The organism is Sphingobacterium puteale (genome assembly GCF_003627955.1).
GTDB classification, from domain to species: Bacteria; Bacteroidota; Bacteroidia; order Sphingobacteriales; family Sphingobacteriaceae; genus Sphingobacterium; species Sphingobacterium puteale.
Genome location: NZ_RBWS01000015.1, coordinates 31,672 through 48,315, shown reverse-complemented (window position 1 = coordinate 48,315; position 16,644 = coordinate 31,672). Strand labels below are relative to the sequence as shown.

The following is a 16,644-nucleotide window of genomic DNA, read 5'->3' as shown; positions in this document are numbered from 1 at the left end:
CAAAATTACAAAGCATACCTTTAAAAACAAAGCGGCTGTTCTTTTGGAACAGCCGCTTTTTATGGATTGAAATGCTAATTATTTAGCGTTTTTATCATTTTCCATTTGCTCTTTCAATTGAGCTAACACGTCTAAGTCGCCTAAAGTAGATTTTTCAACAGAATCTTTTACTTTTTTAACAGCTGAAGACTCAGCTTTAGCGTCTTTTTTACGGTTGCTAGACTCTTCTTTGCGAGCTTCTTCTTTCTCTTCTTCCCAGATACGAGAGTGAGAAATTACCAAACGTTTGTTCTCTTTGTTGAACTCGATGATTTTGAATGAAGTTACTTCATCAACTTTCAAAGAAGAACCGTCTTCTTTAACAGAGTGTTTAGAAGGACAGAAACCTTCAACACCATATTGTAAAGCTACGATATCACCTTTGTCACCAACTTTGATCACAGTACCTTCGTGGATAGAACCTTCCGTAAAGATGGTCTCGAAAGTATCCCAAGGATTTTCTTCCAATTGTTTGTGACCTAAAGATAATTTACGGTTTTCTTCATCTAGTTCTAAAACAACTACGTCTAATGTTTCACCAACTTTAGTGAATTCGTTAGGGTGGTTGATTTTTTTAGACCAAGAAAGATCAGAGATGTGGATCAAACCGTCGATACCTTCTTCTAACTCAACAAATACACCGAAGTTAGTCATGTTTTTAACAACAGCTGTTTGTTTAGAACCTACTGGGTAACGCTCAGTGATGTTTTTCCAAGGATCTGGAGTCAATTGTTTGATACCTAAGCTCATTTTACGCTCATCACGATCTAAAGTTAAGATTTGAGCTTCGATCTCGTCACCAACTTTTAAGAACTCTTGTGGAGAACGTAAGTTTTGAGACCAAGACATTTCAGAAACGTGGATCAAACCTTCAACACCTGGGATGATTTCTAAGAAAGCACCGTAATCAGCAACTGTTACGATTTTACCTTTCACTTTAGAACCAACTTCTAATGCTGTATCTAAAGATTCCCAAGGATGCTCAGATAATTGTTTCAAGCCTAAAGCGATACGTTTTTTCTCATCATCAAAGTCTAAAACAACAACGTTTATTGTTTGATCTAAAGCTAAAACTTCTTTTGGATGCTCGATACGGCCCCAAGAGATATCTGTGATATGCAACAAACCGTCAACACCACCTAAGTCGATGAACACACCGAAGTCAGTGATATTTTTAACAGTTCCTTCTAATACTTGACCTTTTTCTAATTTAGCAACGATCTCAGATTTTTGGTTTTCTAAGTCGTTTTCAATTAACACTTTGTGTGATACGACAACGTTTTTGAACTCGTGGTTGATTTTAACAACTTTGAATTCCATTGTTTTACCTACATAAACATCGTAGTCACGGATAGGTTTGATATCGATTTGAGATCCAGGTAAGAATGCTTCAACACCTTTGATGTCAACGATAAGACCACCTTTTGTACGGCTCTTAACGAAACCAGTAATGATTGCATCATTTTCCAATGCTTCATTGATAGCTTCCCAAGATTTTTGAGTTTTAGCACGTTTACGAGAAAGTACTAATTGACCGTTAGCATCTTCTTGAGATTCTACGAATACATCAACTTTGTCACCAATTTTTAATTCTGGTAAGTCACGGAATTCGGATAAAGAAACTAAACCGTCAGATTTGAAACCAACATTTAAGACAACGTCTTTGTTGTTGATAGAAACGACAGTACCTTCAATAATTTCACCTTGGTTAACTTGGTTGAAAGTATCTGCGTATTGTGCTTCAAGTTTAGCGCGTTCAGCTTCGCTATAATTTCCGAAACCTTTATCATTTGCATCCCAGTCAAATTCACCTTCTGGTGTGATCCAAGTGTTTGATTTGATTTCGTCGATTAAGTTTGAATCAGCTTCTGATTCAATTTTTTCAGTGTCTTTCACTACTTTAGTGTCAGCACCTTGTAGCTCTGCGTTTTTCGCTGCTAATTCTTTTTCTGCTTCTTGTTTTTTTGCCATTAATTAATTTTCTCCTTTTTCCTACTTTGTAGGAGTTGCAAAGGTACAAAAAAACTTTTAATGCAAAATTTTATTTTTCTTATTTTATTGAAAGACTTTTAGTTATACTCAAGTCAGGAAGGTTATAGGCCAATTTGGCGTTAGGAGCTTCATGTGAATACCCTTCATTTGTCAGAATAGGAGGACTTTATATCTCAATGGCAATATAACTTCTTCTTTATGGGGGATGCTGTCTTTTTAGATTTTCCGAAGATTATTCGCTATCCTTTTTAAAGGAATTGAAGATCCGGGGTTTGGCAATCACAATGGTTTGCTTAGACAATGCAATGGCCGCATTTAGTTCATAGCCCAACAATAAGATCAGCGTATTCAGGTAAATCCATAGCATGATCACAATCAGGGTGCCTATAGAACCGTATAATTTGTTGTAGGCGCCAAAGTGATTAATGTAGAATGTGAAAATCGAAAAAGTTAAAATCGCCAATATGGTAGCCATGGACGCTCCTGGACTGAATAACTTCCATCTGTTGGAGGTAGAGGGGCCGAACTTATAGATACAGCTTACAGTAAAAAAATAGATAGCAAAAATAATGATCCATCGCGCGAGCTTTAATAGTGTCGCCCACATACTGGATTTAATACCTGTTGTTTCCTTTAGATAGTCGATTGTCACCCCCGCAATCGTGAATATGGTCATGCCCACGGTAAGGGCAAAGATGATCAAGAATGCCAGTGTAAGCGCAATGAGCCTTTTCCTCAACCAAGGTCTTTTTTCCGTCATTAAAGATGCTTTATTGAAAGCATTCATTAAGGAGGCCATGCCATTAGTCGCAAAATATGCGGCGAACAGAAAACCGAAAGATAACAGCCCCCCATTTTGGTTCTTGATAATATCTTCCAGGGTGGTTTCGACTACTAGGAATGCGTTTTTGGGGATAACAACCGCTAGGAAATCCAGTAATTGTTCCTGAAAATTGTTGATCGGAATATAGGGAATTAACGTAAATAGGAAGATGATACCGGGAAATATGGCCAACAGGAAGCTATATGACAATGATGAAGCCTTGCTTACGATTGAATCTCTGGAGAGTTCCTGAAAGAAAAATACTGCCACTGTATAAAGTGGAAGTGAACCGAACCCAGGTAAAACTACCCGTTTACTCCATTCGATTAATCTAAAATAAGGTTCAAAATTTAATAGCCACTGGTGGAATTTCCCCATATCAGTTAAAGTATTTACTCATCTTATCCAGAAAGATCTGCGGGGGCATACATGGTTTGTTTTTTTCCATATTGACAAACACCAATGTTGTCTCGCCTTGATTGAGTAATTCACCACTTTCGTTGAACAGTTCGTATTCAAAAATAATACGAACCGCTGGTTTCTTACGTATCGTTACCCGGATCGTTATCAGGTCGTCATACCTACCTGGTTTGAGATATTTGGTTTTCATCTCTGTAACAGGCAGCATAATGCCCATTTCTTCCAGTTCTTTATAGGATATTCCTGTACTTCTCAGCATTTCCGTTCGTGCTATCTCATAAAATGCAGCATAATTGCCATAATAGACATAGCCCATCTGGTCTGTTTCTGCATAGCGGACACGAATCTGATGATCAAATACAAACATTATTTTTTAATATTTCTTGCGTCTAAGGCTTGCTGGAATTTGCGCGCATTGATCAGATGTTCTGCTTCTGTCTTCGCAAAATTATGGTATCCGGAGAAATCATCTTTTGCACACATATAGATATAATCGTGTTGTTTAAAGTTTAGGACCGCATCAATAGCTGCAATACTTGGAATAGAAATAGGACCTGGGGGCAAGCCTCTATAGATGTACGTATTGTATGGGTTGTCGGTTCTTAAATGCTTATTTAAGACCCTTCTGATGGTAAAGTCATTGTTCGCAAAGATCACTGTTGGATCTGCCTGTAAAAGCATTCCTTTTTTTAGACGATTTAAATAGAGGCCGGCAATCATAGGCATTTCGTCTTGATGCAACGCCTCGCCTTTGACGATGGAGGCCAATGTGCTGACCTGTTGTGGCGTTAAGTTAAGTGCTTTGGCTTTCGCAATACGGTCCGTATTCCAGAACTTTTTCCATTCGTCATCGAAACGCGCAATAACCTTTTCTGGGCTTGTATTCCAGTAAATTTCGTAGGTATTTGGAATGAAAATTGAAATTAAATTTTCCTTGGTAAAACCAAATTTTTGAGCGGTAGCTTCATCATTCAATACCGCAATAAATTGTGCTGAATCTGCTTCAAAATTTTTGTCTAATAAGGCCGCCATATTTTCTTTTAGCCTTACATTGGCAAACCTGAATTTTACGGGTTCCTGATAACCACCTATTAAATTACCGATCAGACGTCGATTGTTCATTCCCGGACTTAATAGATAACGGCCCGGTTTTACGCTTTGTTCGTACTTTTTATATTGGGCGGCACGTTCAAATGAAGCGATATCATCCAGAAGACTAGAATCTTGAATTGATTTGAGCACATCCTCGTATTTTGCGCCTTCATGAATATAAAGGTATTTCTTTTCTCCAGAAACATTTGAGGCAAAAAAAGCCTTGTAAAATGTCCATGCAAAATAACCTCCGATAACGATGACAATTAATGCAACAATTTTTAACCAACTCGGTATTCCTTTTTTATTTTCCATCAGAATGATTTTTTATATCAATAATGAAACTTTCGCATACATCCGAATCATTTTTATGCAAACAATCTGATGTTTGTAAAGGTTTCAAAAATAATTTTAGAAGCCTAAACTATTACTTTTATTTTCCTTTTTCTGGCCTGCTGGAGGTGTTGTATTTGTCGCTTTGGCAGGAGGATTATTTGTTGTTGTTTTTCCCTGAGCCGCGGGTTTCGCCGCAGGAGGATTTGACGGTGTCGGATTTCCCTGTGGCTTAGGCGTTGTTGTTGTTCCAGGAGTACCAGTTGTAGGTGTCGGTGCCATCAACGAAAGGGTTACATCTATTTTAGCCCCTAAGCTCGTTAATCCCTTCTCTATACCCGGAGATTGCGCGCTGATAACGGCTGTTGTCGTATCAGTCACATTTGGATCGTAAGTGACCGTTCCCAGACCAAGTCCGGCACCCGTAAGTGCAAATTTAGCTTCATTTAGCGGAAGTCCGACCAAATTGGGAATTTCAACTTCATTTGCTCCAAGGCCATTTCCAAGGATAAGATCTATTCGTGAACCTTTCGGGATCATACGTCCATTTCGAATGGATTGACCCGCAAATTGGGCATCTAAAACAATATCTCTGGCGATATCTGCGACATAAGAGGTATCACCAATTTTAAGATTGTGATTTTTCAAAATAGCTGTTGCTTCGATCAGTGTTTTATCTTTGATATTTGGAAAAGAGACCTCAGGTGCTACTTGCGTGATAATTGTTAGATATATTGTACGACCGGATTTCACGTGAAATCCTTGCTCAGGGTCCTGTTCGATCACCAGGCCAGGTTTGGCATCCATCTGGTAAACGGAGTCAATCTGATATTCTAGTCCCGCATCTTCCAACGCTTGGATGGCTGCGTTGATATGAAGTCCCTTTATTTTTGGAACTGCAATGGATTCATCATGTTTGGTATATATTTTCAGCCCGACATATACCGCAAGAAATAGGCAGATTATCGCAACGAAAGCGGCAATGAGATTTTTTCTGAACGCGGGCGTCTGAAGATATTGTACGACTTTGGACATTACTGTATTTGATAAAAATGAATTCTGCATAGAACCGCAATATTGAAGCCAGTTTTACAGAATGATTAAATAAAATTATTCCTCACAAAATTATTCGTTTTTCCGTGTATAGCAAATTATATTTGCTATTCGAATCGCTAAAATTTATGAAAGCAAAAATAGCATTAATAACTGGAGGTTATACAGAGGAAGCCGAAGTTTCTTTTAAAAGTTCCGCTTTTGTCTATTCTCAACTTGATCATGAGAGATACGATGTATACCCGATTACCATATCAAAAGAAGCATGGTTTTATACAGATAAAGACGGTCAGCAGCATCCTGTTCTGCGCGAAAACTTTACCTTACCACTACTTGGAGAAACGATAAATTTTGACCTTGCTTTTATTATGGTACATGGCGTACCGGGGGAGGATGGACGACTACAGAGCTACTTTGATTTGCTGGATATTCCTTATACTTCATGCGATGCGCTGACTTCAGCTTTAACGATGAATAAAGGCTATACCAAAGCGATTTTAAGTAATATTCCTGAATTACATCTGGCCAAATCAGTTTTATTATTTGAATCACAGCGGGCGGAAGCAGTCAGCGCCGTGGAAAGCAATCTTTCCCTTCCGTATTTTGTGAAACCTAATGCTGGGGGAAGTAGTATCGGGATGACGAAGGTCAAAGAATCGGCTCAGCTACAGGAAGCTATTGATAAGGCTTTCGATGCCGAAAATACGGGAAAACAGGTTATTGTTGAGGAATTTGTGACCGGACGCGAATTCTCGGAAGGAATATTTCGAAATGCAAAGGGAGAATTGGTTGTATTGCCTGCAACGGAGGTTCGTACGACACGTGAATTTTTTGACTTTGAAGCCAAATATGTTCCTGGTCTGGCGGAGGAAATTACGCCTGCGGACCTGAGCGTGGAACAGCGAGAGCGCGCTGCACGTATTCTGAAGGAAATTTATGTTAGGTTGAACTGTAAAGGTATGGTGCGTGTGGATTTCTTTTTGGAAAGTGAGACCGACAATTTTTATTTCATTGAGATCAATACAATTCCCGGGCAGACAGCGCAAAGTTTTATCCCGCAACAGGTACGTGCTTTTGGTATGAAAGAAGGTGACTTTTATGGTGAATTGATCGAAAGCGCTTTGCAGGGACATTAGTGCTATGACGGATTTTTTTGAAAAGACAGGGAATTTTGGTTTAAACAAGATAAAACGCAGAAATTTACTGCCTTGGTGGATGAAGCTGTTTTGCTGGGTAGTTACTGTCAATGCGTTTTTCTTGATTCTGTTAATGTTATTGTCATTGGTTCAGGGCGAGGCGGTTATTCTTGGAGTGTATCAGCTACGGTTTGAAATTGTAAATTTTAAAAGTCCGGTCGTTGTGCTTGGCAATCTATCTATGCTATTTAAAGTCGTAGTGGCTTATATGTTTTGGTTTGAGAAAGGCAGGGCCATTTCGTATGGAAAGATAGATGTACTGATAAGTATTATTTTTTATAGCATTCTCATCGTTGATTGCCTGATAAATTCCGGTGTTATAAGGATTCCTCTCGAAGGACTATTATTAATTCCGTATTATTTTTGGCTGCATAAAAATGAATATCCCTGGATCAATCAGGAACAAGAATATATTGTATAGAAAACAGCTTTCAGATTCTGAAAGCTGTTTTCTATAATTTTCTGAAATCAAACCTGGACAAATCGGGTTTGATTTTTTTTGTTCGTTTTAGCTCTTCCTGGTAGAGAAGCTGACCGATGTTTTTCAAAAATGGATAGGTGACGGTTTCGTATTCATAAATGCCATCGTTGTAAATACCGTTTTCATTCGACTGAATTACTACAGCAAGGAGAAATTCTACGCCATGTTCAAAATCTACGATATAAGCATTATCAATATTATAACCATAGGAATCGCCATATTTATTGAATATTCGGATATTAGGATTCAGCACGGTATCTTTTTCACGGCCATAGAACAGCAATTTGCTATATGTTGGCCAGAATTCTATGGGATCATATTTTGGAAAGTCCGATTCAAACGGATAGCGGGACATGTAGTCATAGAGTAGGTTATAATCTTCCTTTTTTAAATTGAATCTCTCTTTGCTTTTGAACGCTTCAGGAAATAATAATTTTTTTAGGATCAATTGTTGATCCTCCAACGCATATACATTTAAACCTTCAAAGCTCCACGGTTCATGGATAAGCTGATCCTTATCATTCATGTAGCCCTTCCCCTGCAGGGTATTGGCTAACTTGATATCATAATCCTTGGGATCGAATTGCGCTTTTTGCTGATAGAGGATATGGTCGTCCAGATAGAAAGTGAACGGGTTGGTATGCTTGGCCCAAATTCCCTTGTCTCCAATAGCGAGGCGGTTGACAATTCGGCTATATTTTGTGCCATATTTTTTGAGTTTTGCATTTAATTCGGCACGGCCAATGAATTCGAACAATCTATTTTGGGCATCATTGTCACTGGTCAATAATATTTTTTTGACATATTGAGCGATAGATGGCAGCCCGTTGGCCGCAGATTCATCTACGGATACCTTGGTTTGCTTTTCAAAAGCGGAATCTATGCGCAGGGGAGTATCTCCAGTTAATCCTTCAATATGCAAATCATTAATTTTTTCCAATGCTAAGATTGCCGTTGGCAATTTTACGGTGCTTGCTGGATAGAAATACCAATTGGGGTTTAGTCGATAACTATAAGACCTGAAATGTGGGACATTGGATTGATCGCGATCAATTTGAGTGTAGAGGATCTGCACTTCATGTTTTGTCGGATGATTTAATAGCTGTTGAAATAAATCAGGACGGCTCTGAAGCAATTTTTCGAGATAAACCGTATCTACCTTCTGAGCATATGTCTTGGACATAAGTAAAATAAAAACGAGCGATAAATATTTAAACATTCCAATGGCTATTTGCGATTATACACTTCAAAAGTATAATCGAAGGCATGTTTATCATCGGCCTGGTGTGGTTCCGCGGAAACTAGTTCCCATTCTTCCGATGATAGTTCGGAAAAAAACGCATCTCCCTGAATTGTTGTGTGTACTCTTGTTAAAAGTACTTTGTTTGCCAATGGTAAAGCCTGTTGATAGATATTTGCTCCACCGATGATAAATACTTCACGCTCGTCACGGCAATATAGAAGTGCTTCTTGGATACTGTTGGCAACATCAATATCCTCTCCCTGAAAATTAGCATTACGCGTGATGACAATATTCCTACGGTCAGGCAATGCTTTGCCGATTGCATCAAAAGTTTTTCTGCCCATCAGGACAGAATGCTCAATGGTGTTTCTTTTAAAATATTTAAAGTCATTTGGTAAATGCCAAGGCATCTGGTTATTGATGCCGATTGCATTGTTTTCCGAGGCAGCTACGATTAATGTGATCGTTGGGTTACTCATTTTTGTGTCGTGTAGATTAGTTCTGTTGTATAAAGTGATGTTGCGTACAGGACAGCTTCTTAGCGGTTTTCCTAAACTGCAACCGGCGCCTTGATATGAGCATGTGATTCATAATTCAGCAATTCGAAATCTTCGAATTTGAAATCAAAAATATCTTTCACCTCTGGGTTTATCTTCATTTGTGGCAATGGCTTTGGATCGCGGCTCAATTGTAACTCCGTTTGTTCAAAGTGATTGCTATAAATATGCGCATCACCTAATGTATGGATAAATTCTGCTGCTTCCATATCACAGACTTGTGCCACCATCATCGTCAACAGGGCATAAGAGGCAATATTGAAAGGCACACCTAAAAATATGTCGGCGCTACGTTGATAAAGCTGACAGGATAATTGCGGCTTCAAAATCCCTTTCTCAGGCTGTGCTGGTGCTACATAAAATTGAAAGAAAGCATGACAAGGAGGCAAGGCCATGTTTTCGATTTCAGCAACATTCCATGCCGATACAATAATGCGGCGGGAATCCGGTGAATTTTTTAGCTGGTTGATAACCTGTGTGATCTGATCGATATGACGGCCATCAGGTGTTGGCCAAGAGCGCCACTGCGAACCGTAAACAGGGCCTAGGTTTCCCTGCTCGTCAGCCCATTCATCCCAGATACTCACCCCATTCTCTTTTAAATACTGAATATTGGTTTCACCTTTCAAAAACCAGATCAACTCGTGAAGAATTGATCGCAAGTGCAATTTCTTTGTTGTTACTAGCGGGAATCCCTCCTGAAGATTGAAACGCATCTGATAACCAAAGACACTTTTGGTACCTGTTCCGGTACGATCCGTTTTTACAACACCATTCGTATATACGTGTCTGAGTAAATCTAAATATTGTTTCATTTGTAAGTTTTATTTATTAAATGCTTAATATCCGAGGTCTGTATCTGTATGTTCTACTGCTTACTATTATAGGTGTGTGCTTTTAGCTGCACCAGCAGGATTTATGCTGTTCGGTTAAAACTTCCCTTGCTAGAAGCATCTAGCTTAGATGAAAATTTACACGCCCTTCTATATCCAAATTGCATTAAAACCATAACCAGTGGATGCAGTATCTGTCTTTAGCTATAAAATTTAAATCTTCTAGCGCATCCAACCTTTCAAGATAGTCAAAACTAAGGAAAATCCTTATAACGAGAAAGTCAAAACTTAAAATGATAAGAAGGGTTACTGAAAAAAAATGTAATTTTGCAAAATATTATGGAGAATAAAAAAGTAGCTTTTTATACACTTGGATGTAAACTGAATTATTCGGAGACATCATCCATAGGACGTTTATTTAAGGATGCGGGCTATGATACAACAGCGTTCAATAGCCGTGCGGACGTCTATGTAATCAATACATGTTCTGTAACGGACAATGCTGACAAGAAGTGTAGAAAAGTGGTCAAAGAAGCTTTAAAGCACTCTCCGAATGCCTATATTACCATTGTTGGTTGTTATGCCCAACTAAAACCAAAGGAGATCGCGGAGATTCCTGGGGTAGATATGGTATTGGGGGCTGCTGAGAAATTTAATATTATTGAACATATCAATGACTTGACCAAACAGGAAAAAACAATTGTTTATAATGGCCCGATTGATGAAACCAATCAATTTGTGTCGGCTTATTCCATTGGCGACCGTACGCGTACCTTTTTAAAAGTACAGGATGGATGTGACTATTCATGTACTTTCTGTACAATCCCTTTGGCACGTGGTGGAAGCCGTTCAGGAAAGATTGAAGAGATTGTCAAGCAAGCGGAAGAAATTGCTGCTTCGGGTGTAAAAGAAATCGTATTGACAGGGGTTAATATTGGTGATTTTGGTATTCGGGATGGTAAGCGTGAAGACCGCTTTCTGGATTTGGTAAAAGCCCTGGATGAGGTGGATGGTATTGATCGGATACGTATTTCTTCTATTGAACCTAATCTTCTTTCAAACGATATCATCGAGTTTGTGGCACAATCTAAGCGATTTGTTCCGCATTTTCATATGCCATTACAGTCAGGAAGCAACAAGATTTTGGGTCTGATGCGCCGGAGATACAAACGGGAGCTTTATACTGAACGTGTGGAATTCATCAAGTCATTAATGCCGAACTGTTGTATAGGTGTTGACGTGATTGTTGGATTTCCTGGAGAAACGCGCGAGGACTTTATCGATACCTATAATTTTCTGAACGATATGGATATTTCCTATTTGCACGTTTTTACCTATTCGGAACGTGAAAATACGATTGCAGCCCAAATGGAAGGAGCTGTGCCCGGAGCACAACGTAGTGATAGAAGTAAGATGCTGCATATTCTTTCAGAGAAGAAACGTCGCGCTTTTTATGAATCACAGCTTGGAGCTCAGGGAGATGTCCTGTTCGAAGCAGATGAAAAAGATGGTTATATGCACGGTTTCTCTAAAAATTATGTCAAGGTGAGGACTGTGTATGATCCGTTATTGGTGAACGAGGTTGTACCAGTCAAATTTATGGAAGTAACAGATACTTGTGAAGTAGAAGTCGAGGAGGTTCCTGAAACATTAGCACATTAATTTTTTAAGAATTATACATTCAAAAAAAGGCAATCTTCTATAAGATTGCCTTTTTTTACTAAAGAAAAACTCCATTGCAAGATCTTTCGATCTTAGGTGATATTCTATCCAATATGATTGTATAGAATATCTGAGCTCGTGTTTTGAAATGTACGCTTTTGATTAGTGCGCACTGCTTTTTGCGGCATTTAACCAGATCACTGTCCCTAAAATCAAAAGAACACCGATCCATTGTACCAACGAAACGGATTCATGTAATATAAAATAAGACATGCAGGTTGCTACAGGCAATTCTGCAGAACTTAATATTCCACCTAAAGAGAAGCCCGTTTTTGGTAAACCATAAGCGAATAGCAATGGTGGAATGACGGTGCCAAATAAAGATAGAATCAGACCAAAATGCAGAAAATTAGCGTCAAATTGACCATTAAATAAATAGTTCGGTGGAAATAACGTGAAAATCAAAATACAGGAACCTGTTACCATGATTGCACTTTTTTGGATCGGATGATAATCATTGCCTACACGGCCATTCACGATCATGAATACAGAATAAGCCGTAGCAGCCAAAAGTCCAAATAACAGGCCCGTTAAGTTGAGATCCTCCAGTCCTTTCTCAATGAGCCCTGTTGCCAATAACGTTGCAATCAATACGATACCAATACCGATCAAGTTGTTTTTTGATGGTTTTGTTTTGAAAAAGATAAATTCAATGACCACACCGATCCATATATACTGCATCAGTAGGACAATAGCAAGAGATGCCGGCACCAGCTGCACACATTTATAGTATAAGACACTCACAAGCCCCGTTGATGTACCACTGATCAATATTTTGACCCAAGATGATTTTTTAGTTGAAGATCGAAAGGTTTTTCCAGAAAATAGCTTGATCACGATAAAGATAAGCCAAAGCATAAGCATGCCAAATAATACCTGAATCCCTGTTACTTCTCCTAAAGTAAGCCCCTGGCCATATGCTTTTTTTACAAACGTTGATAGTATCCCAAAACTACTCGCACCTAAAAAGACGGCTAATGCCCCTTTTAATTTTTCCATTCTCAAATAAATTAGGCGGCAAAGTTACGATTTCTGGACAATTCTTTTTCCGATCCTTCGTTCTTGGTATGGAAAAGGATAGATCCGCAGCTATTGAGGATAGTTGAACTAAAAGCTTCAATGAAGATCAACCAATCCTAATTACTCAGTACATGGAAATAATCCTTTATAACGAATAGCTTATCAATAAAATAGGGAGAATGAATAAATTGTTTTTTATGAAGGGGGTAAATAGGTTGTATATCAGGAGCAATTTATTTAAGTTTGTCTTACAGGAAAGTAAATCGAACATAATGATTGCTAAGTCTTATTTTATCTTCTGTTTAAGCGCACTCCTATTCTTGAGCAGTTGTTCAACGAAGAAAAAGGTACTTACCTCCGGTTCTCGTTCCTCCAGTGGTTCGGTGTTGACAGATGCGAGCTCGGCGCGGGGAAAAACCTTTTCTGGATCTCGTCTTGATAATTATGCCTCCTTACTGAATGTAAATACAAAGAAGTTAAACCCACAGCTCTATTCATTTATCGACGATTGGATGGGAATACCGCATCGAATGGGGGGACAGACCAAAAGTGGAGTGGATTGTTCGGGTTTTGTTAATCTGTTATATATCGAAGTCTACAAAGGTAATCTTCCAAGGACATCACGCGATATGGAAGGCATTGTGAAAAGAAAGAAACCTCAGAAATTGGAAGAAGGTGATTTGGTGTTTTTTTCTTTTGGTAAGAATGGGATTGACCATGTGGGCGTATACTTACACAACAATAAATTTGTTCATGTCTCAACGCGTAAAGGGGTTATTATATCAGATCTGACGGATAGCTGGTACGCCAAAACTTTCGTTGATGCAGGTTCTCCAAAGATCTAACCTGGTGAAATCCATGTAGGTTTTATGTCATATCTTGACATAAACTTTTATACCCTATATAAATCCTTATTTTTGTCAAAATTTTATAGAAATGACAATAAAGAGTAAAAAGATTTTTTTAGGCCTTTGTATTATTGTGCCATTTTTAATGTATTGTGTTTATTATTATAGCAATATGATTAAAAACGCACCATTCCGTTTTGCTGATTTTGAATCCATTGAATTCAAATATGGCGAACCGAATCATATGGTCAATGAATATAATTCAAAAACGCGTATCTATAAATATTTAGACAAACAAGATTCATTAATTACGGATACTGTAAAGTTCACAAAAGATGATCTATTGTATTTGCACCGCAAAGCAATGGAATTGGGGTTTTGGAATTTGGATACAGATATGACAGGTCCGGAATGGAAGAAAGATTCAACAAATTCTAAAGTACCTCGTTTTTATCTGGAATATAATTACAAAGATAAATCAAAACGTGTCACTTTAGATGCGGACTTTGCAGGTAATCCACGGATGCATGATGCCGCCAAATCGATGATAGACGAAGTCAACCGTATGTTAGCGACTGCCCAAGCAAGATAATAAGGATAGATATATTTATTGAAAGAAGGAGAGACCAAGCATTTGGTTTCTCCTTCTTTTTTTAACGCTTTTTCCGATTTAATGGGATCCATTATCGATAAGCCAAACTATTCAAATAATTTCGCGCCATTATAATGCTAAAATTTGAATGAAATGATGTCGGAAAACTTTATATCAAGTAGGGGACAAATTCATATTAAACAGTAGACTAATAGGGACTTGATACGGATCTTATTCGGACTTCACTCGGACCTCATTCGGATAAACACGTATAAAGTCCGATTTAAATCCCTATTATATAAGAACTAATTAGGTCTTATTTGTTAAGTTGGTCACTGCTTGATACGGGTTTATATTTACGAATCCTTTATATTCAATTGATATTATCTTAATGCTAATAGGGTACTTTAGCGGCAAAACTAACGTTCGATATGAAAACATTTATGGCATTGGCCATTTCTTTGGCGCTGGCCCAGACAGTACAAGCACAAGAATTTGCAAAGGGAAAAGTTTTTCTAGATGTAAACAGAAACGGAAAATTAGATAAGAATGAGAAGGGGATAGCATCTGTTTCGGTCAGTAACGGTCGCGAAGTTGTTGCTACAGATAAAGATGGTAACTATCAATTACCAGTGGGAAATGATAATATCATTTTCGTTGTCAAACCTTCGGGATATGCAGTACCCGTAGATGAGAATAACCATCCAAAATTCTATTATATCCATAAAGTTAATGGTAGCCCAACATCAAAGTATCCCGGTGTTACTGCAACGGGTAAAATCCCTTCCAGCGTGAACTTTGCGCTATATCAACAAGATGAGCCAGCCAATTTTTCCGCTTTTGTCTTTGGTGACCCACAAGCATATACCGAGGAAGAATTGGGATTTTTTAAGGAGGGCATCATCAATGAAATCGCTGACAAATCTGTCGCTAAATTCGGAATCAGTCTAGGAGATTTGGTCGGTGACGATCTTTCCCTTCAACCAAAATACAAGTCGGTCATTTCTACGATGGGATTACCTTGGTATAATGTCATGGGGAATCACGACATGAACTATGATGCCAAAACGGACAGCCTTTCGGATGAGTCTTTTGAGCGAACTTTTGGCCCTAATAATTATTCCTTTAATTATGGCAATGCACACTTCATTGTATTGGACAATATTATCTATCCTAATCCACGTACCGGAAAAGGGTATCTTGGAGGTTTTCGGAAAGATCAATTGGATTTTGTTGAGAATGACTTAAAGCAGGTAGCTAAAGACAAATTGATTGTCCTTTCGTTCCATATCCCATTATATCATGAAAACTCAAATGTGTTTCGCAATGAAGACAGACAGCGTCTATTTGATATTTTGGCCCCTTTTGAGCACACACTTTCGCTTTCGGCACATACACATTTTCAACGCCAATATTTTTATGGACAGAAAGATGGTTGGAAACAGGAACATGCGCACCACGAATATAATGTCGGAACCACATCAGGGGATTGGTATTCAGGGGAGCTGAACGAAAAGGGAATTCCGGTTTCGACCATGCGGGACGGTACGCCAAAGGGTTATGCCGTTTTGAAAATTGAAGGTAATCAATATAGTTTCGATTATAAAGTGGTAGGTAAGCCAGCAAGCTATCAGATCGATATTTATGGAGCTTCTGTAGTACCCGAAAAGTATACGAAAAGATACCCCATTTACGCAAACTTCTTCATTGGTAGGGAAGGGGACAAAGTGGCTTATCGAATTAACCAAGGAGATTGGAAAGAGATGGAATATGTTAACGAGAGTGATCCTGCTTTCTTAAAGTCCCTAGCGAAATACGATACCGCTGAAAAGCTGATGACAACTCGCCGCCCATCTAATCCAGAAAAATCCAGCCATTTGTGGGTAACGAATTTGCCGAAACTTAAAGCTGGGACATATCAGTTAGAAATTAAAGCAGTTGATATGTTCAACAGAGAACATTTCGCGACGAAAAGTATTGTGGTAGAATAATTGAGTATTTACTATCCCAGGAAAGGCAATCTTCGGATTGCCTTTTTTTTGGAAATACCAGAGTAGCCCTATTGCAATAGGGGTAAGAAATTAATTGAAAAACAATTCCAGCAGGTTTGGCACACAATATTATAGGATTGGTTCAGTTGACGAACCAAGAGTTATTTTAAGCGTATTGAAGTCTGATTTATTGATAAAAGATGCGAATTAAATGATTTAAATAACTATTTGTCGAATTGTTTTAAGTTTAAAGTTCCCTTAAGATGGACTTAACATAGCAGTCCTATATTTGTGTAGAGTAATTTTTGATTCATAAAGAGTTAGGGTTAATGTGTAGATCTGTTGTGAAACACGTCTGAAAATTTAGTTTGTTTTTAAAGTGAAAAGGTAATCTCCCCGGATTACCTTT

15 protein-coding genes are annotated in these 16,644 nt (G+C 38.4%); 6 read left to right on the top strand and 9 right to left on the bottom strand.

Annotated elements, in window-relative coordinates; genetic code table 11:
* Nucleotides 1–78: 78 nt before the first annotated feature.
* The 5 genes from rpsA to D7322_RS18935 all read right to left on the bottom strand — a co-directional run bounded on the left by rpsA (nucleotide 79) and on the right by D7322_RS18935 (nucleotide 5,764).
* Nucleotides 79–2,010, bottom strand: coding sequence for a 30S ribosomal protein S1 (rpsA, locus tag D7322_RS18955; protein WP_121125815.1), 1,932 nt, complete (start codon nucleotides 2,008–2,010; stop codon nucleotides 79–81).
* Nucleotides 2,011–2,263: 253 nt separating this feature from the next.
* Nucleotides 2,264–3,232 carry a YihY/virulence factor BrkB family protein gene (locus tag D7322_RS18950; protein ID WP_108636519.1) on the bottom strand — a complete coding sequence of 323 codons (969 nt, stop codon included), beginning with the start codon at nucleotides 3,230–3,232 and terminating at the stop codon, nucleotides 2,264–2,266.
* A gap of 1 nt (nucleotide 3,233) precedes the next feature.
* On the bottom strand, nucleotides 3,234–3,641 hold the full coding sequence (locus D7322_RS18945) for an acyl-CoA thioesterase (protein WP_121125814.1): 408 nt from the start codon (nucleotides 3,639–3,641) through the stop codon (nucleotides 3,234–3,236).
* Nucleotides 3,641–4,681, bottom strand: coding sequence for an endolytic transglycosylase MltG (mltG, locus tag D7322_RS18940; RefSeq protein ID WP_121125813.1), 1,041 nt, complete (start codon nucleotides 4,679–4,681; stop codon nucleotides 3,641–3,643). The genes D7322_RS18945 and mltG overlap by 1 nt, the downstream gene beginning before the upstream one ends.
* A gap of 96 nt (nucleotides 4,682–4,777) precedes the next feature.
* Nucleotides 4,778–5,764 carry a PASTA domain-containing protein gene (locus tag D7322_RS18935; protein ID WP_245971383.1) on the bottom strand — a complete coding sequence of 329 codons (987 nt, stop codon included), beginning with the start codon at nucleotides 5,762–5,764 and terminating at the stop codon, nucleotides 4,778–4,780.
* A gap of 116 nt (nucleotides 5,765–5,880) precedes the next feature.
* Here D7322_RS18935 and D7322_RS18930 point away from each other — a divergent pair, with 116 nt between their 5' ends.
* Nucleotides 5,881–6,888 carry a D-alanine--D-alanine ligase gene (locus tag D7322_RS18930; protein WP_121125812.1) on the top strand — a complete coding sequence of 336 codons (1,008 nt, stop codon included), beginning with the start codon at nucleotides 5,881–5,883 and terminating at the stop codon, nucleotides 6,886–6,888.
* Between the two features lie 4 nt (nucleotides 6,889–6,892).
* Complete coding sequence (locus D7322_RS18925) at nucleotides 6,893–7,369, top strand: hypothetical protein (protein WP_121125811.1); 477 nt, start codon at nucleotides 6,893–6,895, stop codon at nucleotides 7,367–7,369.
* Between the two features lie 31 nt (nucleotides 7,370–7,400).
* On the opposite strand, the gene D7322_RS18920 is transcribed toward D7322_RS18925, so the two are convergent.
* The 3 genes from D7322_RS18920 to D7322_RS18910 form a co-directional block, all read right to left on the bottom strand.
* Nucleotides 7,401–8,612: a serine hydrolase gene (locus D7322_RS18920; RefSeq protein ID WP_245971382.1), complete on the bottom strand. Its 1,212-nt coding sequence runs from the start codon at nucleotides 8,610–8,612 to the stop codon at nucleotides 7,401–7,403.
* A 44-nt stretch (nucleotides 8,613–8,656) separates the two neighbouring features.
* On the bottom strand, nucleotides 8,657–9,151 hold the full coding sequence (locus D7322_RS18915) for a dihydrofolate reductase (protein ID WP_121125809.1): 495 nt from the start codon (nucleotides 9,149–9,151) through the stop codon (nucleotides 8,657–8,659).
* A gap of 71 nt (nucleotides 9,152–9,222) precedes the next feature.
* Nucleotides 9,223–10,044, bottom strand: coding sequence for a thymidylate synthase (locus D7322_RS18910; RefSeq protein WP_121125808.1), 822 nt, complete (start codon nucleotides 10,042–10,044; stop codon nucleotides 9,223–9,225).
* A gap of 357 nt (nucleotides 10,045–10,401) precedes the next feature.
* Here D7322_RS18910 and mtaB point away from each other — a divergent pair, with 357 nt between their 5' ends.
* Nucleotides 10,402–11,724, top strand: a complete 1,323-nt coding sequence (gene mtaB / locus D7322_RS18905) for a tRNA (N(6)-L-threonylcarbamoyladenosine(37)-C(2))-methylthiotransferase MtaB (RefSeq protein WP_121125807.1) — start codon at nucleotides 10,402–10,404, stop codon at nucleotides 11,722–11,724.
* Between the two features lie 162 nt (nucleotides 11,725–11,886).
* Here the strand turns inward: mtaB and D7322_RS18900 are convergent, their stop codons facing one another.
* Nucleotides 11,887–12,783 carry an EamA family transporter gene (locus D7322_RS18900; protein WP_121125806.1) on the bottom strand — a complete coding sequence of 299 codons (897 nt, stop codon included), beginning with the start codon at nucleotides 12,781–12,783 and terminating at the stop codon, nucleotides 11,887–11,889.
* 200 nt (nucleotides 12,784–12,983) lie between these two features.
* Between D7322_RS18900 and D7322_RS18895 the strand changes: the two genes are divergently transcribed.
* The 3 genes from D7322_RS18895 to D7322_RS18885 all read left to right on the top strand — a co-directional run bounded on the left by D7322_RS18895 (nucleotide 12,984) and on the right by D7322_RS18885 (nucleotide 16,235).
* Nucleotides 12,984–13,649, top strand: coding sequence for a C40 family peptidase (locus tag D7322_RS18895; RefSeq protein WP_245971381.1), 666 nt, complete (start codon nucleotides 12,984–12,986; stop codon nucleotides 13,647–13,649).
* A gap of 175 nt (nucleotides 13,650–13,824) precedes the next feature.
* The gene (locus D7322_RS18890) at nucleotides 13,825–14,244 is read left to right on the top strand and encodes a hypothetical protein (protein WP_120260009.1); all 420 of its coding nucleotides are present in this window, start codon (nucleotides 13,825–13,827) and stop codon (nucleotides 14,242–14,244) included.
* A 431-nt stretch (nucleotides 14,245–14,675) separates the two neighbouring features.
* Entirely contained in the window at nucleotides 14,676–16,235 is a 1,560-nt protein-coding gene (locus D7322_RS18885; protein WP_121125805.1) for a calcineurin-like phosphoesterase C-terminal domain-containing protein, read from the top strand.
* Nucleotides 16,236–16,644 lie beyond the last annotated feature (409 nt).

What these genes read in the sequence shown, in the direction of transcription:
- D7322_RS18910 (WP_121125808.1), bottom strand. Translation starts at nt 10,044, where the DNA reads ATGAAACAATATTTAGATTTACTCAGACACGTATATACGAATGGTGTT.
- D7322_RS18945 (WP_121125814.1), bottom strand. Translation starts at nt 3,641, where the DNA reads ATGTTTGTATTTGATCATCAGATTCGTGTCCGCTATGCAGAAACAGAC.
- D7322_RS18935 (WP_245971383.1), bottom strand. Translation starts at nt 5,764, where the DNA reads ATGCAGAATTCATTTTTATCAAATACAGTAATGTCCAAAGTCGTACAA.
- D7322_RS18915 (WP_121125809.1), bottom strand. Translation starts at nt 9,151, where the DNA reads ATGAGTAACCCAACGATCACATTAATCGTAGCTGCCTCGGAAAACAAT.
- D7322_RS18925 (WP_121125811.1), top strand. Translation starts at nt 6,893, where the DNA reads ATGACGGATTTTTTTGAAAAGACAGGGAATTTTGGTTTAAACAAGATA.
- mtaB (WP_121125807.1), top strand. Translation starts at nt 10,402, where the DNA reads ATGGAGAATAAAAAAGTAGCTTTTTATACACTTGGATGTAAACTGAAT.
- rpsA (WP_121125815.1), bottom strand. Translation starts at nt 2,010, where the DNA reads ATGGCAAAAAAACAAGAAGCAGAAAAAGAATTAGCAGCGAAAAACGCA.
- D7322_RS18920 (WP_245971382.1), bottom strand. Translation starts at nt 8,612, where the DNA reads ATGTCCAAGACATATGCTCAGAAGGTAGATACGGTTTATCTCGAAAAA.
- D7322_RS18950 (WP_108636519.1), bottom strand. Translation starts at nt 3,232, where the DNA reads ATGGGGAAATTCCACCAGTGGCTATTAAATTTTGAACCTTATTTTAGA.
- D7322_RS18885 (WP_121125805.1), top strand. Translation starts at nt 14,676, where the DNA reads ATGAAAACATTTATGGCATTGGCCATTTCTTTGGCGCTGGCCCAGACA.
- D7322_RS18890 (WP_120260009.1), top strand. Translation starts at nt 13,825, where the DNA reads ATGATTAAAAACGCACCATTCCGTTTTGCTGATTTTGAATCCATTGAA.
- mltG (WP_121125813.1), bottom strand. Translation starts at nt 4,681, where the DNA reads ATGGAAAATAAAAAAGGAATACCGAGTTGGTTAAAAATTGTTGCATTA.
- D7322_RS18900 (WP_121125806.1), bottom strand. Translation starts at nt 12,783, where the DNA reads ATGGAAAAATTAAAAGGGGCATTAGCCGTCTTTTTAGGTGCGAGTAGT.
- D7322_RS18930 (WP_121125812.1), top strand. Translation starts at nt 5,881, where the DNA reads ATGAAAGCAAAAATAGCATTAATAACTGGAGGTTATACAGAGGAAGCC.
- D7322_RS18895 (WP_245971381.1), top strand. Translation starts at nt 12,984, where the DNA reads ATGAATAAATTGTTTTTTATGAAGGGGGTAAATAGGTTGTATATCAGG.